This is a genomic window from Brevundimonas lenta, assembly GCF_014196335.1.
GTDB lineage: Bacteria > Pseudomonadota > Alphaproteobacteria > Caulobacterales > Caulobacteraceae > Brevundimonas > Brevundimonas lenta.
Window position 1 is genome coordinate 483,338 of the sequence record NZ_JACIDM010000001.1, and the last position, 26,870, is coordinate 510,207.

The 26,870-nt window shown below is 69.7% G+C and carries 28 protein-coding genes; 10 read left to right on the plus strand and 18 right to left on the minus strand.

Going from position 1 to position 26,870, the window contains the following annotated elements:
* Positions 1-50: 50 nt before the first annotated feature.
* On the minus strand, positions 51-1,247 hold the full coding sequence (locus tag GGR12_RS02460; protein WP_183202519.1) for a divergent polysaccharide deacetylase family protein: 1,197 nt from the start codon (positions 1,245-1,247) through the stop codon (positions 51-53).
* A gap of 162 nt (positions 1,248-1,409) precedes the next feature.
* Between GGR12_RS02460 and GGR12_RS02465 the strand changes: the two genes are divergently transcribed.
* Positions 1,410-1,835: an MliC family protein gene (locus GGR12_RS02465; RefSeq protein WP_183202521.1), complete on the plus strand. Its 426-nt coding sequence runs from the start codon at positions 1,410-1,412 to the stop codon at positions 1,833-1,835.
* 1 nt (position 1,836) lies between these two features.
* On the opposite strand, the gene GGR12_RS02470 is transcribed toward GGR12_RS02465, so the two are convergent.
* The 5 genes from GGR12_RS02470 to GGR12_RS02490 all read right to left on the minus strand — a co-directional run bounded on the left by GGR12_RS02470 (position 1,837) and on the right by GGR12_RS02490 (position 6,111).
* A complete protein-coding gene (locus tag GGR12_RS02470) occupies positions 1,837-3,207 on the minus strand; it encodes a S41 family peptidase (RefSeq protein WP_183202523.1) in 1,371 nt (456 codons plus the stop codon).
* Positions 3,208-3,365: 158 nt separating this feature from the next.
* Positions 3,366-4,439: a murein hydrolase activator EnvC family protein gene (locus GGR12_RS02475; protein ID WP_183202526.1), complete on the minus strand. Its 1,074-nt coding sequence runs from the start codon at positions 4,437-4,439 to the stop codon at positions 3,366-3,368.
* Positions 4,439-4,903 carry a 23S rRNA (pseudouridine(1915)-N(3))-methyltransferase RlmH gene (gene rlmH / locus GGR12_RS02480; protein WP_183202528.1) on the minus strand — a complete coding sequence of 155 codons (465 nt, stop codon included), beginning with the start codon at positions 4,901-4,903 and terminating at the stop codon, positions 4,439-4,441. Before rlmH ends, GGR12_RS02475 begins: the two co-directional genes overlap by 1 nt.
* Positions 4,904-4,915: 12 nt before the next feature.
* Entirely contained in the window at positions 4,916-5,320 is a 405-nt protein-coding gene (rsfS, locus tag GGR12_RS02485) for a ribosome silencing factor (RefSeq protein WP_183202537.1), read from the minus strand.
* Between the two features lie 95 nt (positions 5,321-5,415).
* Complete coding sequence (locus GGR12_RS02490; RefSeq protein ID WP_246328713.1) at positions 5,416-6,111, minus strand: nicotinate-nucleotide adenylyltransferase; 696 nt, start codon at positions 6,109-6,111, stop codon at positions 5,416-5,418.
* A 159-nt stretch (positions 6,112-6,270) separates the two neighbouring features.
* On the opposite strand from GGR12_RS02490, the gene GGR12_RS02495 reads away from it, so the two are divergent.
* Positions 6,271-6,825 carry a hypothetical protein gene (locus GGR12_RS02495; protein WP_183202539.1) on the plus strand — a complete coding sequence of 185 codons (555 nt, stop codon included), beginning with the start codon at positions 6,271-6,273 and terminating at the stop codon, positions 6,823-6,825.
* A 3-nt stretch (positions 6,826-6,828) separates the two neighbouring features.
* Here the strand turns inward: GGR12_RS02495 and obgE are convergent, their stop codons facing one another.
* A complete protein-coding gene (obgE, locus tag GGR12_RS02500; protein ID WP_183202541.1) occupies positions 6,829-7,890 on the minus strand; it encodes a GTPase ObgE in 1,062 nt (353 codons plus the stop codon).
* A 90-nt stretch (positions 7,891-7,980) separates the two neighbouring features.
* On the opposite strand from obgE, the gene GGR12_RS02505 reads away from it, so the two are divergent.
* Positions 7,981-8,778, plus strand: coding sequence for a hypothetical protein (locus GGR12_RS02505; protein WP_183202544.1), 798 nt, complete (start codon positions 7,981-7,983; stop codon positions 8,776-8,778).
* Positions 8,779-8,997: 219 nt separating this feature from the next.
* Here the strand turns inward: GGR12_RS02505 and ald are convergent, their stop codons facing one another.
* Positions 8,998-10,116 (minus strand): alanine dehydrogenase, encoded by a 1,119-nt coding sequence (ald, locus tag GGR12_RS02510; protein WP_183202546.1) that lies wholly within the window; start codon positions 10,114-10,116, stop codon positions 8,998-9,000.
* A 146-nt stretch (positions 10,117-10,262) separates the two neighbouring features.
* On the opposite strand from ald, the gene GGR12_RS02515 reads away from it, so the two are divergent.
* Both GGR12_RS02515 and GGR12_RS02520 read left to right on the plus strand, forming a co-directional pair.
* Entirely contained in the window at positions 10,263-10,739 is a 477-nt protein-coding gene (locus tag GGR12_RS02515) for an Lrp/AsnC family transcriptional regulator (RefSeq protein WP_281378517.1), read from the plus strand.
* A 140-nt stretch (positions 10,740-10,879) separates the two neighbouring features.
* Positions 10,880-11,287: a hypothetical protein gene (locus GGR12_RS02520; protein ID WP_183202550.1), complete on the plus strand. Its 408-nt coding sequence runs from the start codon at positions 10,880-10,882 to the stop codon at positions 11,285-11,287.
* 3 nt (positions 11,288-11,290) lie between these two features.
* Here the strand turns inward: GGR12_RS02520 and GGR12_RS02525 are convergent, their stop codons facing one another.
* The 6 genes from GGR12_RS02525 to nepR all read right to left on the minus strand — a co-directional run bounded on the left by GGR12_RS02525 (position 11,291) and on the right by nepR (position 17,455).
* Positions 11,291-12,742 carry an NAD-dependent succinate-semialdehyde dehydrogenase gene (locus tag GGR12_RS02525; RefSeq protein WP_183202552.1) on the minus strand — a complete coding sequence of 484 codons (1,452 nt, stop codon included), beginning with the start codon at positions 12,740-12,742 and terminating at the stop codon, positions 11,291-11,293.
* Positions 12,743-12,781: 39 nt separating this feature from the next.
* Positions 12,782-14,449, minus strand: coding sequence for an MFS transporter (locus GGR12_RS02530; RefSeq protein ID WP_183202554.1), 1,668 nt, complete (start codon positions 14,447-14,449; stop codon positions 12,782-12,784).
* Positions 14,450-14,632: 183 nt separating this feature from the next.
* Positions 14,633-14,770 carry an entericidin EcnA/B family protein gene (locus GGR12_RS02535; protein ID WP_183202557.1) on the minus strand — a complete coding sequence of 46 codons (138 nt, stop codon included), beginning with the start codon at positions 14,768-14,770 and terminating at the stop codon, positions 14,633-14,635.
* A 39-nt stretch (positions 14,771-14,809) separates the two neighbouring features.
* Entirely contained in the window at positions 14,810-16,579 is a 1,770-nt protein-coding gene (phyK, locus tag GGR12_RS02540) for a sensor histidine kinase PhyK (RefSeq protein ID WP_484478982.1), read from the minus strand.
* Positions 16,580-16,583: 4 nt separating this feature from the next.
* The gene (locus GGR12_RS02545; RefSeq protein WP_183202559.1) at positions 16,584-17,192 is read right to left on the minus strand and encodes a sigma-70 family RNA polymerase sigma factor; all 609 of its coding nucleotides are present in this window, start codon (positions 17,190-17,192) and stop codon (positions 16,584-16,586) included.
* Positions 17,189-17,455 (minus strand): anti-sigma T factor NepR, encoded by a 267-nt coding sequence (nepR, locus tag GGR12_RS02550; protein ID WP_425486212.1) that lies wholly within the window; start codon positions 17,453-17,455, stop codon positions 17,189-17,191. Before nepR ends, GGR12_RS02545 begins: the two co-directional genes overlap by 4 nt.
* A gap of 128 nt (positions 17,456-17,583) precedes the next feature.
* Between nepR and phyR the strand changes: the two genes are divergently transcribed.
* Positions 17,584-18,378: an anti-anti sigma factor/receiver protein PhyR gene (gene phyR / locus GGR12_RS02555; RefSeq protein ID WP_183202563.1), complete on the plus strand. Its 795-nt coding sequence runs from the start codon at positions 17,584-17,586 to the stop codon at positions 18,376-18,378.
* A gap of 72 nt (positions 18,379-18,450) precedes the next feature.
* On the opposite strand, the gene GGR12_RS02560 is transcribed toward phyR, so the two are convergent.
* Entirely contained in the window at positions 18,451-18,804 is a 354-nt protein-coding gene (locus GGR12_RS02560; RefSeq protein ID WP_183202565.1) for a hypothetical protein, read from the minus strand.
* A gap of 429 nt (positions 18,805-19,233) precedes the next feature.
* Between GGR12_RS02560 and GGR12_RS02565 the strand changes: the two genes are divergently transcribed.
* Positions 19,234-20,256, plus strand: a complete 1,023-nt coding sequence (locus tag GGR12_RS02565) for an NADP-dependent oxidoreductase (RefSeq protein WP_183202567.1) — start codon at positions 19,234-19,236, stop codon at positions 20,254-20,256.
* Positions 20,257-20,267: 11 nt separating this feature from the next.
* On the plus strand, positions 20,268-20,675 hold the full coding sequence (locus tag GGR12_RS02570; RefSeq protein ID WP_183202569.1) for a hotdog family protein: 408 nt from the start codon (positions 20,268-20,270) through the stop codon (positions 20,673-20,675).
* 200 nt (positions 20,676-20,875) lie between these two features.
* Here GGR12_RS02570 and GGR12_RS02575 read toward each other — a convergent pair whose 3' ends face one another.
* Together GGR12_RS02575 and GGR12_RS02580 are read right to left on the minus strand one after the other, a co-directional pair.
* The gene (locus GGR12_RS02575) at positions 20,876-21,670 is read right to left on the minus strand and encodes a SapC family protein (protein WP_183202571.1); all 795 of its coding nucleotides are present in this window, start codon (positions 21,668-21,670) and stop codon (positions 20,876-20,878) included.
* 99 nt (positions 21,671-21,769) lie between these two features.
* Entirely contained in the window at positions 21,770-23,797 is a 2,028-nt protein-coding gene (locus GGR12_RS02580; protein ID WP_183202573.1) for a TonB-dependent receptor, read from the minus strand.
* A gap of 104 nt (positions 23,798-23,901) precedes the next feature.
* Between GGR12_RS02580 and GGR12_RS02585 the strand changes: the two genes are divergently transcribed.
* Entirely contained in the window at positions 23,902-24,384 is a 483-nt protein-coding gene (locus GGR12_RS02585) for a Fur family transcriptional regulator (RefSeq protein WP_183202575.1), read from the plus strand.
* Between the two features lie 64 nt (positions 24,385-24,448).
* Positions 24,449-25,339, plus strand: coding sequence for an alpha/beta fold hydrolase (locus GGR12_RS02590; RefSeq protein WP_183202577.1), 891 nt, complete (start codon positions 24,449-24,451; stop codon positions 25,337-25,339).
* Here the strand turns inward: GGR12_RS02590 and GGR12_RS02595 are convergent.
* On the minus strand, positions 25,336-26,715 hold the full coding sequence (locus tag GGR12_RS02595) for a serine hydrolase domain-containing protein (RefSeq protein WP_183202579.1): 1,380 nt from the start codon (positions 26,713-26,715) through the stop codon (positions 25,336-25,338). The genes GGR12_RS02590 and GGR12_RS02595 overlap by 4 nt on opposite strands.
* Positions 26,716-26,870 lie beyond the last annotated feature (155 nt).

A 26,870-nucleotide genomic window follows, 5' to 3' on the forward strand; every position in this document is an offset into this window, starting at 1 on the left:
TGTCCAGAGGGTGCCCTCGCCCCTCGATCCTCAGCCCTCGACCCTGATCCCTAGCGCCCCGGTCGCTGGGTCATCGCGCTGGCCGGGGCCAGCTGCAGGCCGCGGGCGTCGAGGCCGGCGGTCCAGCGGGCCACCGCTTCGACGGTGACCGGATAGCTGAAGCCCGTACCCATGGCCTGGCCGCGCGACTTGGCGAGAGCCTCGAGCGCGTTCAGCTGGCCGACGATGGCGGCGGGCGACTGCTGCTCATCGATGATACGGTTGGCGCTGGCGCGGGCCCAGGCGCCCGGCTTGCGGCTCATGGAGCCGTCGTCGAGGAAGGCGACGCCGCGGGCGCGCAGCACGCCGAGGAAGGCGGTCATGCCCGTGTCGGAGGTGGCGAAGCGGTCGCCGAGGTAGTTGGTGACCGCGAAATAGCCGGTGGCGCGGCCCAGCAGCCAGTTCATCTTGGCGGTGATGTCGGGCGCGTCGGCCGAGGCCAGCAGGGTGTAGGGGCCGGGATCGTTGGCCGGATAGCCGGTCGGCTCCATCGGAATCTCGATCATCACCTCATGGCCCTGGGCGCGGGCGAGGTCGATCCAGCCCTGCAGGCCTTCGGCGTAGGGCACGAAGCTGAGGGTGACTTCCGGGGGCAGGCGTTCGATGGCGGCGCGGGTGGTGACGGCGTTGAGGCCGAGGCCGCCGACGACCACGGCGACGCGCGGCTTGCCGTTGGAGCGGAACGGGCGGGCGTAGGCCTGGGCCGGGACGCGGCCGTCCGGGGCGATGCGCGGCAGGACGCCGTCCGGGCCCGGCTGCTGCAGGCCGGCGATCGGCGCGGCGACGAGGGGCTGTGCGGCGATGCGCGGGGCGGTGACGGCCGCGCCGTTGCCGGACATGACCGCGCCGTCGGGCAGGGTGATGACGGCCTCGCCAGTCTGGGTCGGGTCGAGCGCGCCGTCGGCGGTCAGGTCGGCGTAGACGCCGCCTGCGCCCATGGAGAAGGCTTCAAGGCCGGTCGGAACCGGGGCCGAGGCCGGGGCCTCGCGCTTCAGCTCGACGCGGGCCGATGGCGCGCCGGCGCGGGGATCGCCCAGCACGGTGATGAACAGACCGGCCGCGGCCATCAGCAGAAGGCCTGCGCCGGCCACGGCGACCGGGGGCTTCTTCAGGATGCGGCCAAGCGGAGCCATCCGGTCGCGAAGGGGAACCTTCACCGGAGGCGCGCCCGCAGTGGCGGCGAGGACGGACTGGCGCTTGGCGAACATGGGCTGGACTGGACGCTCGAACGGGTTCCGCGCAAGCGGCCCCCCTGTGGGTAACATTGCCCTGCGGTCGGTTAAGAAAGCCTAACGGGACGTTAGGCATGGAGCGGAGCCGTCGCCGCCCTCGTGCGTTGGTTGGCCATCCCCGATTCAGGAGCGCCCGCCATGGCCCCCTCGCAACGCCTGATCGTCCTCGCCGCTGCGGCGACCCTCGCCGCCTGTCAGCCCGCCGCCGCGCCGGCGGAGCCCGCCCCCGTCGAGGCGCCGGTCGCCACGACCAGCCCTCCAGCGCCAGCGCCAACGCCCGCGCCGACGCCGGCCGGCCCGGTCACCTACACCTGCGACAACGGCAAGACGCTGGTGGCGACCTATACGGGCGAGAACGCCTCGGTCGTCTATGACGGCAAGACCCACGCCATGACGACGGTGATCTCGGCCGACGGCGCGCGCTACCAGGGCGACGGCCTGCAATGGTGGACGAAGGGCATGACCGAAGGAATGGTCGCGCCGCTGCCGCCCGGCGAGACCGACCCGGCCCCGGGCACGGAGGTGGCGTGCCGCGCCCCCGCGGCTCCGGCCTCGACGGCCTGAGTTATTCCGCGGGCGTTTCCGCCGGAGCGACCTCGGCGCGTTGCTGATCGCGCGGGGTGACGACGATGCCTTCCGGCGCGGCGCCCAGTTGGGCCAATTGACCGCCGGCGCGCAGCACGTCGAAGGCGCGCTCCAGCTGGTAGTCCTTCTCCTTGTCGTAGCCTTCGCCCGGGGCCTCGTTGGGCGTATGGGCGCCCTTGCGCTCGGCGCCGATGGAGGCGTCGAGAGCCGTGGCGTAGGCGGCTTCGGAGTAGATGAAGCTGGACCGCGAGACGATGCGCGCCTCGGCCTCGCTGCGGGCGACCTCAAGATCCGGCTCGATGCCGATCTTCTGGATCGAGGCGCCGGACGGCGTGTAGTAGCGCGCCGTGGTGATCGACAGGGCGCCGTCGGCGCCGCCGCGCAGCGGGATGACCGTCTGCACCGAACCCTTGCCGAAGCTGGTCAGGCCGACGACGGTCGCGCGCTGGTGGTCCTTCAGGGCGCCGGCGACGATCTCGGACGCCGAGGCGGAGCCATAGTTGATCAGCACGACCAGCGGCAGGCCGTTGGTCTGGTCGCCCGGACGGGCGGCGTAGCGCATGATCTGATCAGGCTTGCGGCCGCGCTGGCTGACGATCTCGCCGCGCTCGAGGAAGGCGTCCGACACGGCGATGGCCGCATCCAGCAGACCGCCGCCGTTGTTGCGCAGGTCGAGGACGTAGCCCTTGAGGTTGGGGTTCTCGCGCTTGAGCCTGGTGATGGTCTCGGTCAGCTCGCGGCCGGTGTTCTCATTGAAGGTCGAGATGCGCAGATAGCCGAAGTCGCCCTCGACGCGGCCGGTGACGGACTCGATGCGGATGACCTCGCGGGTCAGGGTGACGTCGCGCGGCTCCTCGCCGTCACGCAGGAAGGTGACGTGGATCGAGGTGCCGACGGCGCCGCGCAGCTTTTCGGAGACCTGGCTGACGGTCAGACCCGAGGCGCTCTGGCCCTCGATGGCCGAGATGACGTCGCCGGCCTGGACGCCGGCGCGGGCGGCCGGGCCGCCGTCCATCGGCGAGATGATCTTCACCAGACCGCCTTCGGAGGTGATGGTCAGGCCGACGCCCGAATACTGGCCCTCGGTGCGCTCGCGCAGTTCGCCATAGCCGTCCGGCGGCAGATAGTTCGAGTGCGGGTCGAGCGCGCCCATCATGCCCTGCAGCGCGGCCTCGATCAGCTTCTTGTCGTCGACCGGGACGACATAGGCCTGTTCGACGATGCCCAGCACGTCGCCGAACAGCCCGATCATGCGGAAGGCTTCGTTGCGCGGCGTCTGGCCCGCGGCGGTCGCGGCTCCGAGACCGACCACGGTGGCGGCGGCGGCGCCGATCATCAGCAACTTGCGCATTCGAGTTCTTCTTCAGCGGGCCGGAAAGGCGGCCGTGTCGGTGGCAGTTAGCATACCCCGCGAAGACCAAATCGTGGCCGACGCCCGGTGGCCGAATAAAATCAGCGTCATCGAGCGATGGAAAGCGGATTCGCCCCTGTCGGGTGACGACCTGAGGATCAGCGCAGCCAGGGCGCGGGGTCGACGGCGCGCTCGTCGCGGCGCAGTTCGAAGATGACCTCGCCGTCCGCCCCGCTGCGGCCCAGGACCTGGCCGTCCGAGACCCGGGCGCCGGTCTCGACCGAGGTCTCCTCCAGGCCCGCCACGATGGCGCGCCAGCCGGGCCCGAGGTCGACGATGACGACCTCGCCCCAGCCTTCCAGCGGACCGACATAGGCGACCCGCCCGGCGGCGGGCGAGCGGGCCTCGGCCCCGTCTGCGCGCCAGCGCCAGCCGTTAGAGCCGCGGCCGAAGCGGACCGAGGGCGCGCCGGCGACCGGCGGGGTCAGGCTGCTGCGCCCGGCGGGCAGGCGCGCGACGGAGGTCGTGGTCTCGGTCTCCGGTCCGGGCACGGCGGCGCCCAGCGAGCGCAGGCGGGCCTCCAGCACGCGGCCGGCCCGTTCGGCCTGCTGGGCCTCGGCGCGAAGCACGGCCTGAAGCGCGGTCTTGCGGGCGGACAGGGCCTCGATCCCGGCACGGCGGTCGCCCTGGGCGCTTTCCGAGGTGAACAGCTGCTCGCTGTTCAGGGCGGCGAGGCGACGGATGCGGATGATCTCGGCCTGGCGGTCGGACAGGGCTTTCGCCCGGGCCTGAAGCTCGGGCGTGACGGCGCGCATCAGGATGCTGGCGCGGACGGTGTCGATGGCCTTGTCGGCGGGCACCAGCAGGGGCGGCGGCGGCTTGCGGCTCATCATCTGCAGGGCGGACAGCAGACGGGCCTGGCGGCCGCGGGCGACGGAAAGTTGGGCCACCAGGGCGGCCTCCCGCGTCCCCAGTTCGCGCAGACGGGCGCGCTGGGCGGCGATCAGATCGTCGTCGGCGGAGACGGCGCTGCGCAGGGACGTCAGTTCGCGCTCCAGCCCGGCGATCTCGGCGGCGGCGTCGTCGGCTTCGGCGCGCAGGCGGCGGGCGCGGGCCTGCTCGTCCCGGAACTCGGCCTGCAGGCGCGCGATGTCGCCCGTCTGCGGCGCGCTGGCGGCGACGGGCAGGGCCACGAGGGCGAAGGCGGCGATGAGGATCAGCGGGCGACGCATCAGTCGCGGTGATACGGCGATCCGGCCAGGATAGTCACGGCGCGATACAGCTGTTCCGCCAGCATGGCGCGGGCGAGGGCATGGGGCCAGGTCTGGGGCCCGAAGGCGAGGGTCGAGCCGGCGGCGGCGCGAACGCTTTCGTCCAGCCCGTCAGCCCCGCCGATGGCGAACACCAGGCGGCGCTCGCCTCGGTCCCTGAGCATGGCGATGTGGTCGGCGAAGGCGCGGCTGGAGAAGGTCCGGCCGCGCTCGTCGCAGGCGATCAGATGCGCGCCCTCGGCGGCCTTGAGGATCAGCTCGGCCTCGGGGGACTTGCCGGCCTTGCGCGGTTCGAGGTCGATGAGCTCGAGCGGACCGAGCCCAAGGGCGCGACCGGCGAGGGTCGCGCGCTCGGCGTAGTCGGCCGCCAGCGTCGCTTCGGGCCCCCGCCCCGGCTTGCCGATGGCGATGACGCCGAGCTTCATACGGTCAGTGGATCAGGCGCGGGTGTCGACGCGGTGGCCGCTGTCGACCGACCAGATCTTCTCGATGTTGTAGAAGGTGCGCACTTCCGGACGGAACAGGTGGACGATCACGTCGCCCGCGTCCAGCAGCACCCAGTCGCAGTGCGGCAGACCCGAGACCTTCACCTTGCCGAGGCCCTGTTCCTTCATCAGCCGCTGCAGGTGATCGGCCAGGGCGCCGACGTGGCGGTGCGACCGGCCGGAAGCCACGATCATGGCGTCGGCCATGGGGCTTTTGCCGCGCAGGTCGATCAGGACGATGTCCTGCGCCTTGTCGTCGTCCAGCCTGGAAAGGATCGCCTGTTCGAGCTCTGTCGAGCCGACGGGGAGAGGAGCCTGCTGACCGTCTTCGGGGCGGATGGGATCGATGGCGTCCATCTCATGCGCCGTATTGGAGACGGCGGCGTCGTGCGCATCGTGCGCGGTCGAGGGGGTCAGCGGAGGGCTCCGGGGGTGGTTACTAAAGGGGCAACCTAGCATGAACCCGGCGTGGCGTCACCCGCCCCCCGCCGGGCGGCCTGACGCAGGGCGGTCGATGACCGGAAATTGAGCGGCGCGGAGAGCCAGGTCCAGGCCGGCGCGGGCATCCGGGCGAGGCCGCGGGCGTGCTCCGCCGGCACCCGCGCGGAGGCGAAACGGGCGGCGGCCGGAGCGGTCCGGCTGTCCTGCAGCGAGCCTGGGCGGGCGATCACCGCGACGGGCATCAGCCGCATGATGTCGGTCCAGCCGCGCCAGCGGTGGAAGGTCGCCAGGTTGTCCGATCCCATCAGCCAGACGAAGCGGACGCCGGGGTGGCGGGCGGTCAGGGCGCGCAGGGTGTCGATCGTCCACTGCGTGCCGACCCGGGTCTCGAAGTCCGAGACGATCATGGACGGGCCCGACGCCGCGAGGGCCGCCGCCTTGCGCGCCGAGGCCATGCGCTCGGCCAGGGGGGCGCTGTCGCGGGGGTCCTTCAGCGGGTTCTGCGGCGACACCAGCCAGACGATGCGGTCCAGACCCAGCCGCTTGAGCGCGGTTTCGGCGAGGTGGGCGTGGCCGTCGTGGGCGGGATTGAAGGAGCCGCCGAAGACGCCGACGGTCATGCCGGGCTGCAGGTCCAGTCCGTCACGCAGGGCCCCGCGCCGGGGACCGGAGGCGTTGGCTGCAGGACCGGCGTGGAAGAAGGACAAGGCGGGCTCGCGCGGACTTATGCTCACCTGTGCCCTAACACGCGGCGGCGAAGCTGTCGCGACCCGTCCCGCCGGCCAATTTGCGCGGCGTCCGGAATACCTGACGCCCGATGTCAGGGAACCGGAGCGAGGATGCCTTCCGACCACAGGAGGGACGTCATGACCGATGCATCGAAACCGGGCCGCAGGGCCGTGTTGAAATCGGCCGCCGGCCTGGCCGTCGCGCCCGCCCTGCTCGCCGCCGCGCCAATGCAGGCCCCGCCGGCGCGGGCCGGGGAGTTCGACTTCCTGTCCGGCGAGTGGAGGATCAGCCACCGCCGCCTGAAGGCGCCCGGCGAGTGGGATGCGTTCGAGGGCGAGGCGACCTGCTGGAGCATCCTCGGCGGAACCGCCAGCGTCGAGGAGCTGCGCATCCCGGCCCGCGACTTCAGCGGCATGGGTCTGCGGACCCTGGACGCCGCCAACGGCGTCTGGCTGGACTTCTGGATGAACGCCAAGGTCGGCGTGCCGGGCTCGACAGGGACGCCGGGCCGGTTCGTCGACGGCGTCGGCGATTTCGACACCAACGAGACCGAGGACGGCAAGCCGGTGACCTATCGCGGCAGCTGGGACCGGATCACCCCGACCTCATGCCGCTGGCGCCAGGGCGTCTCGCGCGATGGCGGTCAGACCTGGGACTGGAACTGGGTGATGGAATGGACGCGGGTGGCCTGACCGTCAGGGGGTCCAGCCGCCCGGCGTCTCGATGACACCCTCGTCCTCTTCGTCGACGCGGATCAGTTCGCCGCGGGTCTTGCGGACCTCGTTCCAGGCGGCGCGGAGCAGTTCGGTGACGCCCTCGCCGGAGACGCCTGAGACGAGGTAGGGGCGACGGCCGGCGACGGCTTCCAGCTGGGCGGCCTTTTCCTCGCGCAGTTCCGGGGTCAGGGCGTCGATCTTGTTCAGCGCCAGCAGTTCGGTCTTGTCGGCCAGGCCTTCGCCATAGGCGTCCAGTTCGTGGCGGATGATTTCGTAGGCGGCGACGACGTCGTCCTGGGTTCCGTCGATCAGGTGGATCAGCGAGGCCGAGCGTTCGACGTGGCCGAGGAAGCGGGTGCCCAGGCCGGCGCCTTCCGACGCGCCCTCGATCAGGCCGGGAATGTCGGCGATGACGAAGCGCTCGGACGGCGACAGGTCGACCATGCCCAGGTTGGGGGTCAGGGTCGTGAAGGGATAGTCGGCGATCTTGGGCTTGGCCGCCGACGCCGCCGCCAGGAAGGTCGACTTGCCCGCGTTGGGCAGGCCGGCCAGGCCGATGTCGGCGATCAGCTTCAGGCGCAGCCAGACCCAGCGCTCCTGGCCTTCCTGGCCCGGGTTGGCGTAGGTCGGCGCCTGGTTCTGCGGGCCCTTGAAGCGGACGTTGCCCCAGCCGCCGTTGCCGCCCTTGAGCAGCAGTTCGGTCATGCCGGGCCGGTCCATGTCGAGCAGGACCGTCTCCTTGTCCTCGTCCAGCACCTGGGTGCCGACCGGAACCTTCAGCAGCACGTCCTCGCCCTTGCCGCCGTGCATCTGGCGGCCCTGGCCGTGATGGCCGGTCTGGGCCTTGAAATGCTGCTGGTAGCGGTAGTCGATCAGGGTGTTCAGGCCGTCGACGGCCGTGATCCAGACGTCGCCGCCCTTGCCGCCGTCGCCGCCGTCCGGACCGCCGTTCGGAATGAACTTTTCACGGCGGAAGGAAACGGAGCCTGCGCCGCCGTTGCCGGAGCGGAGATAGATCTTGGCCTGGTCGAGAAACTTCATCGCGGGCTTATGCCGCAAGAGAGCGGCGATTTACAGGCAGGCAAGCGTCACAGGTTTACAGCCCGACAGGATCAGCGGACGCTCCGGCGCGTGAACATCAGCCCGGCCAGCCTGTTTAACATGCTGACGACGCCCACAGCGTCGGAGAAGACGCGCGAGGAACGCCAGGCCGCCGCGGCCGAGGCGAAGCTGCGCGAGGCGAAGGCGGCGGTCGAAAGTCTGAAGCAGCGCAACAGCCAGGCGTCCGAAGAGCGCAAGGCGATCGCGCGCCAGAAGATCGAGCAGCTGAAGGCGCGGCTGCAGATGCTGCGCGGCATGGCGTCGGTCGACCCGAAGGGCACGGCGCGGCTGGCGGCGCAGCTGGCGCGGGAGCTGGGCGCGGCGGTGAAGGCCTATGCCGCGGCCGGGGGCGTGACGTCGGGCATGGACGCGGGCGGCGCTCCGGCTGCGGCGGCGCCGACGTCTGCTCCGGCAGGCACGCCGACGGAAGGCAAGGGCGGGGACGTGGCCAACGCCGATGGCGCGCCAGCCGGGACGGATGGCCAGGAAGCGGCCGCCGAAATGAAGGCGGACGGCAAGGATGAGGCCGCCGGCAAGTCGGCCAACCCCTATCAGCAGGCCATCGACGAGGCGAACGCGCGCGCCGCGGAGATGTCGCGCCGTAGCGGCGAGGCCCAGGCGAACAACGACTTCATGAGCGAGGTCCGGCGCATGGCGGCGGAGCTCAAGGCGCTGGTCCGGCAGGCGGCGGACAAGGCGCCGACCGACGATGACGCCCTGTCGCCGGACGAGGCCCGCGAGCTGAAGGGCGTCGTCGCCGCCATGGATCGCGGGATCGCGGACGCGAGCGCCGATCTGTCCGGCGGCGGGGTGTCGCTACTGGTTTGAGTGGCGGCGGCGATCGCTATGCGTTGTGGCTGTCCAGATCGCTTGAGGACATCGCAGCGCTTCCCACGCCCCTGGCGGAAGGCGACAGGGTCCAGCTCTATGAGCCTGGCCTCGAAATTGAAGCGACCGTGGCGTTCAGCGAACGCCACGGCCACTGGATGGCTCACCCTGACTTCTCGACAGTCCGGCACACGGACGCCGACAAGCTAGAAATGTAGATCAGCCCTTGGCCCACACGCCGAACGGATCGCTCCACGGCATGTCCATCGCCTCGGCGACGGCGGGGTAGGTGATCTCGCCCTTGAGGACGTTCAGGCCGCGCGCGAGGTGCGGGTCCTTCTTCAGCGCTTCCAGACCGTGGTCGGCCAGGGCCAGACCGAAGGGCAGGGTGGCGTTGTTCAGGGCTTCCGACGACGTGCGCGGGGCGGCGCCCGGCATGTTGGCGACGCAGTAGTGGACGACGTTGTCGACGACGTAGGTCGGGTCTTCGTGGGTCGTGGCGTGGCTGGTTTCGAAGCAGCCGCCCTGGTCGATGGCGACGTCCACCAGGACCGAGCCCGGCTTCATCTGCTTCAACTGGTCCTTCTTGATCAGCTTGGGCGCCTCGGCGCCCGGGACCAGCACGGCGCCGACGATGACGTCGGCCTTGACCATCTCTTCCTCGATCGCGCCGATCGAGGAGTAGCGGGTGATGACGCGGCCCTGGGTGACTTCGTCGATGTAGGCCATGCGCGGAATCGAGCGTTCGAGAACGACCACTTCAGCGCCCAGGCCCATGGCCATGCGGGCCGCGTTCAGGCCGACGACGCCGCCGCCCAGCACCAGCACGCGGGCCGGGGCCACGCCCGGGACGCCGCAGAACAGCAGGCCCATGCCGCCGTTGTGCTTCAGCAGCGTCTCGGCGGCCGAGAAGACGGCGATGCGGCCGGCGACTTCGGACATCGGGGCCAGCAGCGGCAGGCCGCCCTTGGCGTCGGTGACGGTCTCATAGGCGACGGCGGCGCATTTCGACGCCAGCAGGCCCTTGGTCTGCTCGGGGTCGGGCGCCAGGTGCAGGTAGGTGAACAGGATCTGGTCTTCGCGGAGCATCTCCCACTCGACCTTCTGCGGCTCCTTCACCTTCACGATCATGTCGTTGTCGGCGAAGATCGTCTTCGCGTCGGCGACGATCTGGGCGCCCGCCTTCTTGTAGTCGGCGTCGGTGAAGCCCGCGCCGAGGCCGGCGCCGGTCTCGATCGAGACGGTGTGGCCGTGGGCCACGTACTCGCGCACGGCGGTCGGCGTCAGGCCGATGCGGTGCTCGTTCTTCTTGATTTCCTTGGGGACGCCGACGCGCATGGGGCTTTTCCTCTGCCTGACCGATGACGGGCCGCTCTGCGGCGACCGCGTTTCGCGCGCAATCTAGCGGCGGTCCTCGCGCAGGTTCCTGTTCTTTTCGCCGACTGAACGGCGTACATTCGCAGAATCTGCGAACGAGGCCGACGTTGAAGACGATTTCCGCCATCACCCTCGACGACACCGACCGGCGCATGATCCGCGCCCTGCAGGGCGACGGGCGGATGACCAACGCCGATCTGGCCCGCACCGTGAACCTGTCCGAAAGCGCCTGCCTGCGCCGCCTGCGGGCGCTGGAGACCGAGGGGGTGATCAGCCGCTACGCCGCCATCATCAACGAGCGGGCGGTCGGTTTGCCGATCAGCGTCTTCGTCACCGTCACCCTGTCGTCCCAGGCCGAGGCCTCGCTGACGGCGTTCGAGACGGCCATCTCGACCGTGCCGGAGGTGGTCGAATGCTATCTGATGACCGGCGGCTCGGACTATCTGCTGCGGCTGGTGGTGCGCGACGTCGACGACCTGGAGCGGGTCCACTCGCGCGAGCTGACGCGGATCCCGGGCGTGACCCGTGTCTCCTCCAGCGTGGCCATGCGGACGGTGGTCAAGCGGGGCGCGCTGCCGGTTTGACAGCGGCTGATACCCCACAGGTGACCAGGGCCGGATGACGCAATACCGGGCCGGAATTTCAGAATTTCCGCCGGCTCTGACTATCTGGGATAGGCGGCCGGGGTTTGACTTCGCTTTGGGGGAGCGCCCTTATCCACGGCATGGCCGTGCACGAGAACATCGCTGTCTGGACGGATCGCGAGCCGACCCTCGACGAGGAGTTGCGCGCGCTGGGCGAGGAGGATGTTTTCGAAATGGCCAATCTCCCGCCCGACTGGACCGGGGTGCTCGCCACCATCTTCATTTCGACCGCGCTGGGCCAGCACGGACCGCGCATCAAACTGTACCTGAAGGCGGGCCGGCATCAGCCGAGCGCCTCCATCTCGATCGGCCCCAACCCGCGCGTCCTCGCGAGCAGTCTTGACCCGCGAGATCTGGCTCGTGTCGCGCCCAAGGCGCTTGAGTGGGTGGCCCTTAATCATGAGGCCCTTACGACCTTCTGGTTTGAGGGTGAAAGCTGGAACCTGTCGGATGTCGCCGATTTCGGTCGGGGCCTGAAGAAGGTCTGATCCCTACTTCAGCGCCAGGGTCAGGGCCTTGATGTCCACGTATTCGTCGATGCCGTGGGTCGAGCCTTCGCGGCCGTAGCCGGAGGACTTCACGCCGCCGAACGGGGCGACGGCGGTCGACATCAGGCCGGTGTTGATCCCGCACATGCCCGCCTCGATGCGGCGGCCGATGCGGAAGGCGCGGTCGAGGTCCCGGGTGAACAGATAGGAGGCGAGGCCGAACTCGCTGTCGTTGGCCTTGGCCAGAACCTCGTCCTCGTTGTCGAACGGGAAGACCGGGATCAGCGGGCCGAAGGTCTCCTCGTCGCGGAACAGCTTGTCGTCGCCGCCGAGCGTGACGGTCGGCTGGAAGAAGCGGCCGCCCAGCGCGTGGCGTCCGCCGCCGGTCAGCACCTTGCCGCCCGAGGCCTGCACCTTCTTCAGATGATCCTCGACCTTTGCCAGCGCCTTGTCCTCGATCAGCGGACCGACCTTCACGCCGGGCTCGAAGGCGGCGCCGACGGGGATCTGCGCCACGGCCTCGGCCAGCTTGTTCGCATAGGCTTCCGCGACCGACGCCTCGACATAGACGCGGTTCGGACAGACGCAGGTCTGGCCCGAGTTGCGGAACTTGCCCTTGATGGTTTCGGCCACCGCGAGGTCCAGATCGGCGTCGGCGAAAACGATCAGCGGCGCGGCGCCGCCCAGCTCCATCGACACCCGCTTCAGGGTCGGGGCGCACTGCGCGGCCAGCTTGCGGCCGACCGGGGTGGAGCCGGTGAAGCTGAGCTTGCGGATGGCGGGCGAGGCGGTCAGGGCGCCGCCGATGGTCGCCGCGTCGCCGGTGACGACGCTGAGCACGCCCTTGGGCAGGCCGGCGCGGTCGGCCAGCTCGGCCAGGGCGATGGCGGTGAAGGGGGTCTGGCTGGCCGGCTTGACCACGGCGGTGCAGCCGGCGGCGAAGGCGGGGCCCAGCTTGCGCGCCAGCATGGCGGCCGGGAAATTCCACGGGGTGATCAGGGCGCAGGGGCCGACCGCCTCGCGGAAGGTGACGATGACGTGCCCCAGCGGGCTGTCGTGGGTCTCGCCCAGCAGACGCTCGGCCTCGCCGGCGAACCATTTGATGAAGCCATTGGAATAGGCGACCTCGCCCTTCGCCTCCTCGAACGGCTTGCCGTTCTCCAGCGACATCAGGGCGGCCAGGCCGTCGACGTTCTCGTCGATCAGCCGGGCCCATTCGCGCAGGAAGGCGGCGCGTTTGTGCGGGTCCGAACGTGACCAGGCCGGGAAGGCGTCGACGGCGGCGGCGATCGCGCGCTCCGTCTCGGCGACGCCCAGATCGGGCACGTGGCCGATGGTCTCGCCGGTGGCGGGATCATCGACGGCGATGCGCGAGGCGCCGGTGACGGCCTCGCCGGCGATCAGGGCGTGTTCGCGCAGCAGCTTGAGGCCGGCGTCGCGGGCTTGGGTCGTCATTGGCCGGTATCCAGTTCGGGGAGGAACGGAAAGAACGCGTCAGTCGCCGATCGTGTTCAGGTCCCGGCCCCGGGTCTCCGGCAGCCACAGCAGGCTGACGATGACTGCGACCAGGGTGAAGGCGATCGAGTACCAGAGGCCGAAATAGATATTCCCGGACCACGCCACCAGAGCGAAGCTGGCCGCGGGCAGCAACCCCCCGACCCAGCCGGTGCCGATGTTGTAGGGCAGGCTCATCGCCGTGTAGCGCACCCGCGTCGGGAACAGCTCGACCAGGGCCGCGGCCTGCGGGCCGTACAGGGCCGTGGCGGCGACCATGAAGATCATCAGGATGGCGAACACCAACGGCATGTTGATCCGCGCCGGATCGGCCTTCGCCGGATAGCCGGCCTCGGCGAGCGCCGCCTTGATGCGCGTCTCGACATCGGTGCGGGCGGCCTTCAGCTCGGCGGGCGGCAGGCCCGTTCCCTCGACCGAGGCGACCTCGGTCGAACCGACGCGGACCACGGCCAGCGATCCGGCCGGGGCTGCGACGTTGCTGTAGGAGACGCCGGCGTTGGACAGCACGCTCTTGGCCAGGTCGCACGAGCTGGCGAAGGTGGCCTTGCCGACGGGGTCGAACTGCAGGGCGCAGGTGGCGGGGTCGGCGACGACCGTGACCGGGGCGGCGGCCTGGGCCTCGGCCAGGGCCGGGTTGGCGGCGCGGGTCAGCGCCTCGAAACCGGGGAAGAAGGCGATCAGGGCCAGGATCATGCCGAACAGCATCACCGGCTTGCGCCCGACCTTGTCCGACAGCCAGCCGAAGAAGACGTAGAGGAAGGCCGAGGCGACGGTGACGGCCAGCACCAGCTGGTCGACGGTGTTGGTGTCGACCCTCAGCACCCGCTCCATGAAGAAGCGGGTGTAGAAATAGCCGCAGTACCAGACGGCGCCCTGGGCGATCATGATGCCGAACAGGGCGATCAGGACGAAGCGGCCGTTCTTCCAGGTCAGGAAGGCCTCGCGATAGGGCGCGCGGTGGTCGCTGTCGGAGGCTTCGGCCTCCATCTGCTGATAGGCCGGGCTTTCGTTCAGCTTCAGCCGGATCCACAGCGACACCGCCAGCAGCAGGGCCGACAGCAGGAAGGGGATGCGCCAGCCCCATGCGTCGAACGCCTCGGTTCCCAGCGCGGCGCGCGTGATCAGGATGACGGAAAGGGCGCCGATCAGGCCGGCGGCGGCGGTGGTCTGGATCCAGCCGGTCAGGAAGCCGCGCTTTTTGATCGGGGAATGCTCGGCGACATAGATGGCCGCCCCGCCGTATTCGCCGCCCAGGGCGAAGCCCTGCAGCATGCGCATGATCAGCAGCAGGATCGGCGCGGCCAGCCCGATCTGCGAGTAGTCGGGCAGCAGGCCGATGGCCACGGTGGCCAGACCCATCAGGGTGATGGTGACCAGGAAGGTGGTCTTGCGGCCGGTGCGGTCGCCGAACCAGCCGAACACCAGCGCGCCCAGCGGCCGGACCACGAAGCCCAGGCCGAAGGTCAGCAGGGCCATGATGTAGGCGACGGTCTCGCCGGCATCGGCGAAGAAGTGGCGGGCGATGATGGTGGTCAGCGAGCCGAAGACGAAGAAGTCATACCATTCGAACGCCGTGCCCGCGGCCGAGGCCGTGACCACGGTCTTGAGGCCGGGCCCCTCTTTGGCTTGCGCCGCTTCGGTCGTCATGGATCGCTTCCCCTCAGGGCGTCTCTGACGGACGCCTTTCGAGGGCGGATGCTAGAGGGCGGGACGGCCCGCGCAAGAGGGCTTCAGACAAGCAAAGGCCCGCCGGTGGGGGGAACCGGCGGGCCTTCTTCATCCGGACGGCGAGTCGGGGGGGAAACCGCTGCCCGGGAACCGTATTCGTCGTTAGTGCTTGGCGTCTTCGGCCGCGGTGGTGACCGCGTTGCCGGCGGCGGCGGCGTCCTGGCCGACACCCGAGACGGTGTTGCAAGCCGCGACCGTAAGAGCCGCGGCGGTGGCTACGAGAATGAAGATCTTGCGCATCGTTTCAGTGCTCCGTGAGGCCGGGGAGGCTACGGACAATCAACGTCCTGGTGCTGGCGGGGTTCCCAGATCGGCGGGGTCGACCGGGACCACGGCCTCGGGCGTGGCGAAGGTCATGCGCGCGATCGTGCCCCCGCCCTCGACAGGCAGGAAGTCGACCTCGCCGCGCAGTTGCTTGGCGAAGGCGCCCATCAGGGTACGGCCGACGCCGGCGCGAACGCTCTCGCTGACGCCCGGTCCGTCGTCCTGGACCTCCAGCACGCTGGTGTCGCCGTTGACCTTGAAGCGGACCTTCAGATCGCCCCCACGTCCGGCGAAGGCGTGCTTCTGCGCATTGGTCACCGCCTCGACCAGCCACAGGGCCAGCGGGGCCAGCTTGTCCGGGTCGACGACGAGGGAGTCGGCCTCGACCGACGAGGTGACGAGGTAGCCCTTGCCGCTTTCGCTGGCGATCAGCTGGCCGACCAGTTCGGTCAGGAAGATGCGGGCGTCGGCGTAGCGCAGGTCGGCGCTCTGGTAGAGGGTGCGATAGATCAGGGCCAGGGCGGCGATGCGCTGGCGCGTGTCGCCGACGGCGGCCTTGGCCGGGGCGTCCTTCAGCGCGCGCTGCTGCATCGACAGCAGGGACGAAATGATCTGCAGGTTGTTCTTCACCCGGTGATGGATCTCGCGCATCAGCGCGTCCTTCTCCGCCAGCGAGGACAGCAGGGCGGCGTCGCGGGTGGTGATGGTCTCGGCCAGTTCGTCCAGCGTCTTGGCCAGCACGCGGATTTCCGACGGCGCGTTCACCGCCTGGATGGGGCGGACGGAGAAACGGCCGCGGGCGTAGATGGCGGCGATGCGCTCCAGGTAGTCGAGCCAGCGCACGATGATGCGTTCGGACACCCACATGACCATGCCGAAGGCGAGGCCCCAGGCCAGCAGGGGGGCCAGCACCAGGCTGAACGGATTCAGTCGCGCCCATGACAGCAGCCCCGGCGCGGGCGCGGACAGCAGGGCGTAGACGTCGCGACCGGCCACGGCCGCGCCGGCGAAGATGCGGTGGCGGCCGTCCGACCGGCCCTCGAAGATGGCCGATCCGCTGGCCCGGGCGCGCTGCACCCAGCCGGTCAGGCCGCGCGACCCCGACAGGGTGAAGGCCTCCATGTTCGTGGCCGTCAGGATCTTGCCGTCGGCGTCGGTCAGGGCGGCTTCGGAGTCCGGCGGCAGGGCCGGGTCGGCGACGTTCGGTTGCAGCGCCGACAGCGGGATGAGGGCGATCATCGCCCCGTCGAAGGCGCCCAGCGGACGCTCCAGCCGGAGCGCCACCACCAGATGCGGCGGCTGGCCCGGTTGCCCGGGCGCGCGCGCCAGCACCGTGCTTTCGCCCGCGCGAAGCCGCTGGAACCAGATGCTGCTGCGGGCCTCGGCCAGCCACGCGGGCGGAGCCCTGGCCAGGCCCTGTGAGGCGCAGGCGGTCTGACCGGTCGGCGTCAGTCGGGCGAGGCCGTCGAGGCCCTCGAGCTGGGTGACCAGGGCCGACAGCCGCGCCTCGCAGAAGATCTCCAGCGCCTCGGGCCGCAGGGCCTGAAGCAGGACGCCGGTGCTGTCGAGGCGCGCCTTGGCGCTGGCGGCCGTGCGTTCGGCCGCCAGCTGAAGGTCGGATCTGCGTTCTATGTCCTGGGCGCGAAACTGCGCCTGGGCCTGGAAGGCGCCCAGCAGCAGGATTGGCAACAGGGCGAGGGCGAGCGCGACGCCAAGGCGAAAACGAATGCCCTGGAATCTGGGCGGGGCCAGGCCCCGTCCGAGCGCTCGTCCAATCAGGACCACCCGATCAGTCCCGGACGCTGCTCAGGCGATCCGCATCTGCCAGAATGGAACGCATGGCGTCGCCGGCGGCGCGCCCGTCGCGGGCGTAGCCGCCCTTTTCAAGCGTGGCCTGCAGCGCCTTGCGGGCGCGGGAGACCCGGCTCTTCACGGTGCCGACGGCGCACTGACAGATCTCGGCGGCCTCCTCGTAGGCGAAGCCGCCCGCGCCGACGAGGATCAGCGCTTCGCGCTGTTCTTCCGGCAGGGTGGCCAGGGCCAGGCGAAGTTCGTCCAGCGCCACCGGCGATTCCGGATCGTCGACGGCCACCAGGGTGCGTTCGGCCGCCTCCTGGTCCAGCTGCGACTGACGCCACGAGCGACGCTTTTCGGAATAGAACTGGTTGCGCAGGATCATGAAGGTCCAGGCCTTCATGTTCGTGCCCATCTGATAGCTGGCGCGCGCGTCCCAGGCCTTCATCATGGCGTCCTGCGCCAGATCGTCGGCAGCCGTCGGATCGCCCGTCAGGGTGCGCGCGAACGCCCGCAGATGCGGGATCAGCGCGACAAGCTCCTTCTTGAAAGCGTTATCGTCGGCGGAAGGAGGCTTGGGCGGCGGGGGGGACACGCCACTCATGCGCCGCCCTCGCCTGAAGCGCGCTTGTCCGCGCGACGAAGGATGTCCAGGAACTCGTCCGGGACAGGCTCATTCACGACCTCGTCGAACATATGCCGCAGCTTGACGCCGATGGCCTGCTGACGAAGGCGAGCCTCCTCCAGGCCGGCGCCCTTGGGCGGCTTGCCCGGGGGGGTTGGATTTTCTGTCATTGATAAAACGGTCGCCACCCTGACGCTGTTGTAGACTGGCAGAAACGCCAGCCCGTCCCGAGGGTTCCTCATATGGAACCGAAATATGCTCAAGCTTGCGGCACTATGGGGGAACCGTGGCGTATTTGATACGTTGAGCGGAACTGTAAGGGTCCCGTTGCCAGGGGCCGATAAGAAATCTCAGTCGGGGACTACGAAGTATGAGCCTGTTGGCCCGCCTTGCGCCGCACCTTCCCTATGTCCGTCGGTACGCGCGTGCGTTGACCGGGGATCAGACCACGGGCGACAACTACGTCCGGGTCGCCCTTGAGGCCCTCGCCGCCGGCGAACGCCAGCTTCCCGCCGAGATGACTCCGCGGGTCGCTCTCTATCATGTGTTCCACGCCATCTGGGCCTCGACCGGCGCCCAGTTGGAGGACAAGAGCGGCATCGAAGGTCGCGACGACGCTTCGGGCCGCCTGATGCGCATCGCGCCCCGTTCGCGCCAGGCCTTCCTGCTGACCGCCCTTGAAGGCTTCACGCCTTCGGAAGCGGCCCAGATCCTGGACGCCGACGCCACCGACGTCGAACGCCTGATCTCGGAAGCCCAGTCGGACATCGACGCCGAACTGGCCACCGACGTTCTGATCATCGAGGACGAGGCCATCATCTCGGCCGACATCGAAAGCCTGGTGAAGGAGCTGGGTCACCGCGTGACCGGCACCGCCACCACTCACGACGAGGCCGTCGACGCCGTCGCACGCCACCGCCCGGGTCTGGTGCTGGCCGACATCCAGCTGGCCGACGGCTCGTCGGGCATCGACGCCGTGAAGGACATCCTGAAGCGGATCGACGTGCCGGTGATCTTCATCACCGCCTTCCCGGAACGCCTGCTGACCGGCGAACGTCCGGAACCGACCTTCCTGATCACAAAGCCGTTCCAGCCGGAGACGGTGAAGGCGGCGATCAGCCAGGCGCTGTTCTTCCATCCGTCGCGCCAGAGGGAAGCCGCGTAGGTTTCCAGGCGTCGGACGACAAAAAGCCCCGGCCGAGCGATCGGCCGGGGCTTTCGTTTGGGCGGCGCCGGTTCAGTAGGGCGAGGCGGGCGCCGGCTTGTTCGGCGGCGTCGAGCTGGTGGGCGGAACCACCGGCCCGGCGGTGACGGGTGGCGCATCCGACTTCGTCGACGGGGCTGCGTCGCTCGACTTGTCGAAGGCCTGGGCGTCGACCGCCTGGTCGCCGATATTGGCGTTGGTGCGCGCGAAACCGCCCTGGCTGACGAACCACATGCCCAGCAGCAGGATCGCCGTCAGACCGGCCGAAATGACCAGCAGGGTCAGGACGCGAACACCGCCGCGTCCGCCGCGGACGTACTGGGCTTCGACGGGCCGGCCTTCGTGGACGGCGTCGGCGGATTTGTCGTGGGGGGATTGATGGGTCATGGCGCGCCTCCCGCATGGAAATGGGTCTGGCCGTCAAACGCCGGCGCGAGCGGAGCCGTTCCGAATTCGTCGGCCGGGCGAAAAAAAATCGCCCTGGGGCGGAACCCTGTTCGGGGCATGCCGTTATCGGTCTGCGGAGGCGGCGACGCCCCCCCGACTTGAGACTGGCCACAGCCAGTCTGTCGCCTCCGCGCCTCATTCTCGATGATGCCACTTAAGGCGGACCCTCTGCGGTCCGCCTTTTTCTTTGCCCCGTCTGGACAGGCGCACGCGGGTGATGACTAGAGCGAAATCGGCCTTGCTGGCGCAGGCCACCAAGGCTCAGATTTCGCTCCAGCATAATGCTGGACCATTTTTTGGCTTCAGGTCGTTTCGACCTGAAGCAAAAATGGTCTATGCGCGTCCACAAAGAAAACCCGGAGGATCGTCATGGCTCGCGTCAACCGTCAGTGGGTGCTTCGTCAACGGCCGCAGGGCCTGATCAAGCCGGGCGATCTGGAGCTGGTCGAGGCGCCCATCCCGGCGCTGAACGACGGCGAGGTGCTGATCCGCACCATCTACCTGTCGCTGGACCCGACCAACCGCACCTGGATGAACGAGGCCGAGGGCTATCTGCCCGCCGTGCCGCTGGGCGGCGTCATGCGCGGCCTGACCCTGGGCGTGGTCGAGGAGAGCAAATCCGAGCGGCACAAGGCGGGCGATATCGTCTCCACCGCGGCCGGCGGCTGGTCGAACTATGCGGCGGTGGCCGACAACGTCGTGTCGCGGGTTCATCGCGCGCCGGGCCTGCCGCTGACCGCCAACATGTCGGTCATGGGGATGACCGGCATGACCGCCTATTTCGGCGTCACCGATGTGCTGAAGGCGAAGGAGGGCGAGACCCTGGTGATCTCGGCCGCCGCCGGGGCCGTGGGCTCGATCGCCGGCCAGGTGGCCAAGGCGCGCGGGGCGCGGGTCATCGGCATCGCCGGCGGGCCGGAGAAATGCCGCTGGCTGACCGAGGAGCTCGGGTTCGACGCCGCCATCGACTACAAGAACGAGGACGTCGGCGACGCCCTGGACCGCCTGGCGCCGGGCGGCATCGACCTGAATTTCGAGAACGTCGGCGGGGACATCATGATCGCCGTCTGGAACCGGCTGAAGGTGCATGGCCGCATGGCCGTGTGCGGTCTGATCTCGGCCTACAACGCCACGCGCATGCCGCCGTCGCCGAACTTCAGCCGGATCATCACCCACCGGCTGCAGGTGCAGGGCTTCCTGGTGCTGGACTATCAGCACCGGGCGAAGGAGATGGTCGCCGAAATGGGCCCGTGGCTGGCGAACGGCCAGATCAAGTGGAAGGTCCACGTCGACGACGGCCTGGAAGGCGCGCTCGACTCGCTGAACCGCTTGTTCACCGGCGACCACGACGGCAAGCTGCTGGTTCGTGTGTCCGAAGAACCGGCCGCCTGAGGGAAGCCAGAATGACCGAGCCCCTGCACGTCCATTTCGAGGATCTGGGCGTGGGCGAGGTGGTGCCGCTGGGGGCCTGCGCCGTCGACGACGTGGCGCTGGAGATGTTCGTCGAACGCTTCCTGCCAGGGTGGGACCCCGCCTACGGGGCGCCGGACGCCATGGTCTATGCGTTGTGGAGCCGGCTGTTCGCCGACAAGGCTTCGGGCTGGGCCCAGTCCAAGGTGCTGGCCGTCGACGGCCTGCGCTACATGCGCAATCCGCCCGCGGGCGAGCTGATGCGCGGCCGGATGACGGTGATGGGCAAGGACCCGGTTGGCGACGAAAAGGGCATCCTCATCGCCCAGCACGACCTGCTGGACGAGGCGGGGCGGCTGGTCTTCTCCTGCCTGACCCGCTCGCTGCTGGCGCGGCGCTAGGCGGACTGACGCGTCCGCAGTGGCTGGTGGCTAGTGGCTAGCGGGGGACGGCCTTCCAGATCGAGTACGAAAAAGCCCCGCCCGGCGAACCGGACGGGGCTTCCTTTTTGGATCGATCAGCGGAGCGGCTTCACTAGCCACTAGCCACTAGCCACTAGCCACTAGCCACTAGCCACTAGCCACTAGCCACCAGCCACGCCTCAGGCGTTGGCGGCCGTCGGCTGGGCGGCGGCGCGGACGAAGGCCAGCGCGATCAGACGGTCCCAACCCAGCAGCGACACCAGGTGGGCGTAGATCTGGCCCAGGGCGCCGTTGTCGCGCAGCTCGGCCAGCTTCTCGGCCGGCAGGGCCTTCAGCTTGTCTTCCGAGACGGCGAAATACTCGGCCAGCTTTTGCGGCGTGGCGGCCGAGCCGTCCGGGTTGCGCGGGGTGAAGACGGCTTCCTTGACGTCGAACAGGTCAAGGTCGGTCAGCAGCTTCACGAAGGCTTCGGTGCGCTGACGCTCCTGTTCGAAATTGTTGCAGAACTCCATGGCCTGCTGGGTGTAGGCTGACGGCTGGCCGTCGGTGAACAGCGGGGTCGAGCCGCCTTCCTTGATGAAGGACGCGGCTCGGTCGACGCACAGGATCAGGCGCTTCTGGGTGTCGTCATTGGCGAACACGAACGGATAGCGGCGGACGTAGGCCGGGATGTAGGCCTCGGCGCGGAAGTCGCCGTCCTCGTTGACGAACAGGTTCTCGCCGGCGCGGAGACCCATGACGGCCACCGGCTGCTTGTTCTCGCCGACGAAGATCACCGGGTAGGACAGGGCGGCCGGGGCGAATTCGGTCACCGTCAGCGGCACCATGTTGGTCTGGCCGACGAAGGCGTACGGCTTGTCGACCGGCTCGACGCCCAGATTGGCGTGGGCCTCGAGCGACAGCGGTTCCGGCTGGCCGTAGAACAGGACGTTGCCCGTCAGGGCGGCGTTTGCGTTGGCGGTGGTGTCGGTCATGGACGCGATTCAGGCCCTGATGAAAGAAGGAAGGGGCGCGTTCTAGCCCGGATGTCCCGGACCGGCAAACAGGCTCGCCCCTGAGGCGCGGCGCATACCCTAGAACCGGTAGCTGACCCCGACCCGGAAATTGCGGCCGGGCAGGGGGGCGACGTCCTTCAGGAAGCTGACGTGCTCGCGGGCCTCCTCGTCGGTCAGGTTATGGCCCTCGGCGAAGACGCTGACGTTGCGGTCGCTGAACGGGCGCCAGGCGCCGGACAGGTTCAGCATCGTGTAGCTGTCGGTGCCCAGCTCGTTGTCGGCCAGTCGGTCCTGCTCGCCGACGTGGCGCAGCTCCAGCTTCGCGTCGAAGGGCGTGGAGGTCCACACCAGGCGGCCGGTGATGCTGTACGGCGGGATGCGCGCGGCGGGGCCGAGGTCGGTCTGGGCCCGCACATAGTCGGCGGCGCCTTCGATGCTCAGGCTGCGGTCGCCCGAGCTCCACAGGTCGTACTCGGCCTCGGCCTCGAAACCGTGGAAGTCGGCATTGGTCTGGACGAACTGGAAGACCGGGAAGGCCTCGCCGTCGTCGATGAACTCGGTCCCCGTGTCGCGCTCGTCGATGAAGCCGTCGTAGCGCGATGCGTAGACGTGCAGGTCGCCGCGGAAACGGCCGGAGTCGTAGTGGACGGAGCCCTCGATCGTGTTGACCGTCTCGTTGTCGAGCGTCGGGTCGCCGGTCTCATAGACGCCGGTGGCGATGTGCAGGCCGTCGGCGAACAGCTCGACCTCGGACGGCGCGCGCTCGTTGTGGGCGAGGCCGAGGCCCAGGAACAGCTCGTGCGTCGGGCGCAGGAAGACGGCGGCGGAGGCCGAGACGTTGTCGAAGGTCAGGTCCAGACGCGATCCGCCCGACAGTGGCGTGGCGGCGACCGAGCGGCGGTCGTAGCGCAGGCCGCCTTCCAGTCCCCAGTGTTCGCGATCCAGACGCTGGACGGTGTAGGCGCCGATCTCCTCGACATCGCTGGACGGCACGAAGGCCTCGTCGCCGATGGCCTCGAACGTGCGCGACAGGGCCTGGAATCCGACCGCGCCGTTCCAGCCGTCACGGGCGCGCTGGACCAGGTCGATGCGGCCTTCCTGGCCGTCGGAGTTGAAGATGGTGCCCGGTTCGCCCGGGCCCTCGAACTCGGTGTGCTCGTACTGGGCGTGGCCGAACGCGCCGCGGATCGCCTGCAGCGGGCCGTTGTCCAGCCGCCATTCGCCGCGCACGTCCTCGCGGGTCTGTTTCAGCTCGATATAGACCTCCGGCTCGGCGACCACGCCGTAGCTGCTGGACAGGTCCTTGTAGGCGGCGCCGATGTAGCCGTCGGAGCCGATCCACGAGGCGCCGACGCCCCAGCTCTCCAGTTGCGAGAAGCTGTTGGGCTGGGTCCCGCCCGGGCCGCGATCGATGCCTTCGGCGTCGGCCAGCCGCTGCGAGATGGCGGGCGACGGGATGTCGTAGTCAGAGGCGTCCTTCTTCACGCCCTCGATATTGATGGCCACCGGGCCGAGCGCGACTGTGGCGCGGCCCGAGGCCGACCAGCCGTCATCGACGCTGGAGGCCTGGGTCGAGACCAGGCCGTCGACGCCGCCGTCCGGCAGGGCGTCGGGAATGCGGTCGTCCAGCACATTGACCACGCCGCCGATAGCGGTGCCGCCATAGGCGAGCGTGGCCGGGCCGCGCACGATCTCGATGCGGTTGGCCTCGGCCGGGTCGGTGGCGACCTGGTGGTCGGGCGAGACGGAGCTGGCGTCGATCAGGCCGATGCCGTTGGTCAGCACCTGCACGCGCGGGCCGGACAGGCCGCGGATGACCGGGCGGCTGGCGCCGGGGGCGAAGTCGGTCGAGCGCACGCCGGGCAGGCCGTTGACCAGATCGCCCAGCGAGGCGGCGGGCGCCTGGGCCAGGGTTTCCGCGTCCACGACGGTGGTGGCGATGGTCGTGGCCCGGCGGGTGACGCCGTAGGGCACGCCGGTGACGACCACTTCCTGCAGTTCGGTCGCGTCCTGGGCGGGCGCCTCCTGGGCCATGGCGACGCCGGCGAGGGCGGTCCATCCAAGGGCGGCGGTCAGGGCGGCGCGGGACACGGCGGAAACGGTCATGGGCAAGCTCGTCTGCAGAAACTTCAGTGGTGTTATGAGATAACATCACATGCAGTCAAGCGGCATCGGTTGCGGCGCGTCCGGCGAAGCATTAGCTCTGGCCCATGGGTGAAGCCTGCCACCACCATCATCATGACGGCCCGCCGACCGCGGCCGACGTCGAACGCGCCCTCGGCGACGCCGACGCCCGCCTGACCGCGGAGGGCGAGCGCATGACCGCCGCCCGCCTGCGCGTGCTGGAGTTGCTGCTGGCCGCCGGCGAGCCGGTGAAGGCCTATGATCTGATCGCCCGCTTCGGGACCGACGGCCAGCCGGCCAAGCCGCCGACGGTCTATCGCGCGCTGGAGTTCCTCGAGCGCAAGGGTCTGGCCCACCGCATCGCCTCGATCAGCGCCTATGTGGCGTGCAGTTCGGGGACGATCGATCATTCGGCGGCCTTCCTGATCTGCGACTGCTGCGGGGCCACGGAAGAGGTCGCCGCGCCGGTGGCCGAGGGGCTGGACCGCGCCGCGCGGGCGGCCGGCTACGCCATCGTGCGCACCACGGTCGAGGCCCACGGCCGCTGCCCGGCCTGTCTGGCGGCCTGATCCGCCGACCGTCGTTCCGCCGACACAACTGGCGGCGGCATCCCGGATCACCTATCTGCCGTTCATGGACGCGATCCGGCTCTCCCCGCCCCGTCGCCTGACCCTGCCTGTCGATAATCGATGGGGCGCCGGGGAAATGGCCGTGCTCGACTTCGGCGATCCGAAGCGTCCGGTGGACGTGATCTTCGTCCACGCCAACGGCTTCAACGCCATGACCTACCGCACCCTCCTGGCGCCCCTGTCGGGCAGTCTCAGGTTGTGGGCCCCCGACCTGCGCGGCCACGGCCATACGACCTTGCCGACTTCGCTGTCCGGACGGCGCGGCTGGCGTGATCACGCCGACGACCTGATCGCCCTGCTGGATTCCCTCGACGGCCCGCCGGTGGTGATGGCCGGGCATTCGATGGGCGGCACCTCCGCCCTGCTGGCCGCCGCCGAGCGGCCGGATCGGGTGTCGCAACTGGTGCTGATGGATCCGGTCATCTGGGGCCGTCTGAGCGTGGCCCTGTTCAAGCTGCCGCTATCCAGCCGCCTGGCCGCGCGCATCCCGCTGGTGAAGAACGCCCTGAAGCGGCGCGCGGTGTTCGAAAGCCGCGAACAGGCCCTGGCCGCCTATTCCGGTCGCGGCGCCTTCCGCGGCTGGCCCGAGATGATGCTGGCCGACTACCTCGCCGACGGCCTGGTCGAGACGGCCGAAGGCTTCGAACTGGTCTGCAAGCCGGAGTGGGAGGCGTCGAACTATGCGTCCCAGGCCCACGACCCGTGGCGTGCCCTGAAGCGCGTGGATCGGCCGGTGCGCATCCTGAAGGCCGAGGCCGGCTCGACCTGTTTCCCGACCTCCAGCCCGCACGGCATGCCGCATGTGACGGTCGAGACGGTGGAGGGCGGCACCCACTTCTTCCCCATGCTGAAGGCCGACGTCGCCCGCGACGCCCTGTTCGACGCGGCGGTCTAGGGTTCCGCCCGCGACGCCGGGTGGCTCTCGCCCCGGAAGTCGAGGACGTAGCCGGTCGCCCGGCCCGTTTCGTCGCGGGTGAAGGTCACCGTCCCCTCGAACAGTGGCGCGTAGTAGACGTCCGGCCCCTCGGGCAGCAGGCCGGCGCGGAAGCGTCCTTCCGAGGTCAGGAACAGCCGCCCGTCCTCGAACACGACCCGGGTATCCACCCCGCCCATGCGCCAAGCGCCGGTCAGGCCCTCGGCCCAGGACGGGTCCAGCGGCACGATGACGTGGCTGCGCGGCGCTTCGTACGGACGGCCGCGCGCGATGAGGATCAGGTCCCGGCTGATGGCGTCGAACCGGGCCGCGTCCAGGTTGGCGAGGACGACGACGACCAGGCCGGTGGCGGGGTCGGCGACGATGCGCGAGACATAGCCGGGCAGGATGCCGTTATGGGCGAGCTCGCCATCGGCCGTCAGGGACCAGCCGAGGCCGTGGTCGGCGCCCAGCTCGTCCTGGCGGATCAGGTCCAGATCGGCGGCGAACCGCTTCAGGAACCAGGTCGCGAACCGGCCCATGTCTCCCGCCGTGGTGACCAGGGCGGCGTCGCCGTGATCGACGCCGGGCACGACAGGCTCCACGGCGGCCAGCCACGACGCATCCAACGTACGGCCGAGAGCGAGCTCTTCGCTGGAGGCCTCGCCGCGTCCGGTCATGCCGGCGGCCGAGGGCCTGCGATCGGGAGCGGCTCCGCCCAGCCAGGAGTCGCTCATCCCGGCGGCGTTGAGCACTTTGGACCGGACGTAGCTTTCATAGCTCTGGCCGGACGCGGCGCCGATGATGCGGGCGAGCAGGACGTAGCCGGTGTTGGAATAGGCGAAGGAAGTCCCCGGGGCGAAGTCGAGCGGGCGCTCCATGGCCTCGGCGACGATCAACGCCGCGCTGTCCGGGCTCCGCATGCGTTCGGTCCAGGCCGGGGAGCCCAGCTCCAGCGCCGTCTCGTAGTCGGGGACGCCGGAGGTGTGACGCAGAAGGTGTTCGATCGTCACCGGAGCCCAGGCGTCGGGGCAGGGCCGGACGAAACGGCAGACGGAATCCGACAGGGCCAGGCGTCCTTCGTCCCGCAGCAACAGGACGGCCGCCGCGGTGACGGGCTTGGTCAGGGAGGCGGCCAGCCAGGTCGTCGAGGCGTCCGGCCGTTCGCCGTTGAGCGCGGTCAGGCCCCATCCGCTGTTCACCAGGACCTCGTCGCTCCGGGCGACCAGCACCGAGCCGGAGAACTGGCCCAGGTCCGTACGGGCGGCCATGTAGGCGTCGGCCTGTTGCGCGATGTCCTGGGCCTGGGCTGGCGCCGCCGCCACGAGCAACGCGGCCGCCATCAGTCCTCTGAGCATCGTATTCGGCTCCCTCATCCCGCCCCGGACGCTGGGCAGGCATTGTGGCGAACTTCGGTCCGGAGACATTGATGCGCCGGGTCGCTGGCGGTCGGGGGCGTCACGGGCTAAACCGCCGCCCACAAGAACAAGCCTTCAGTTCAGGGAAACGCCTC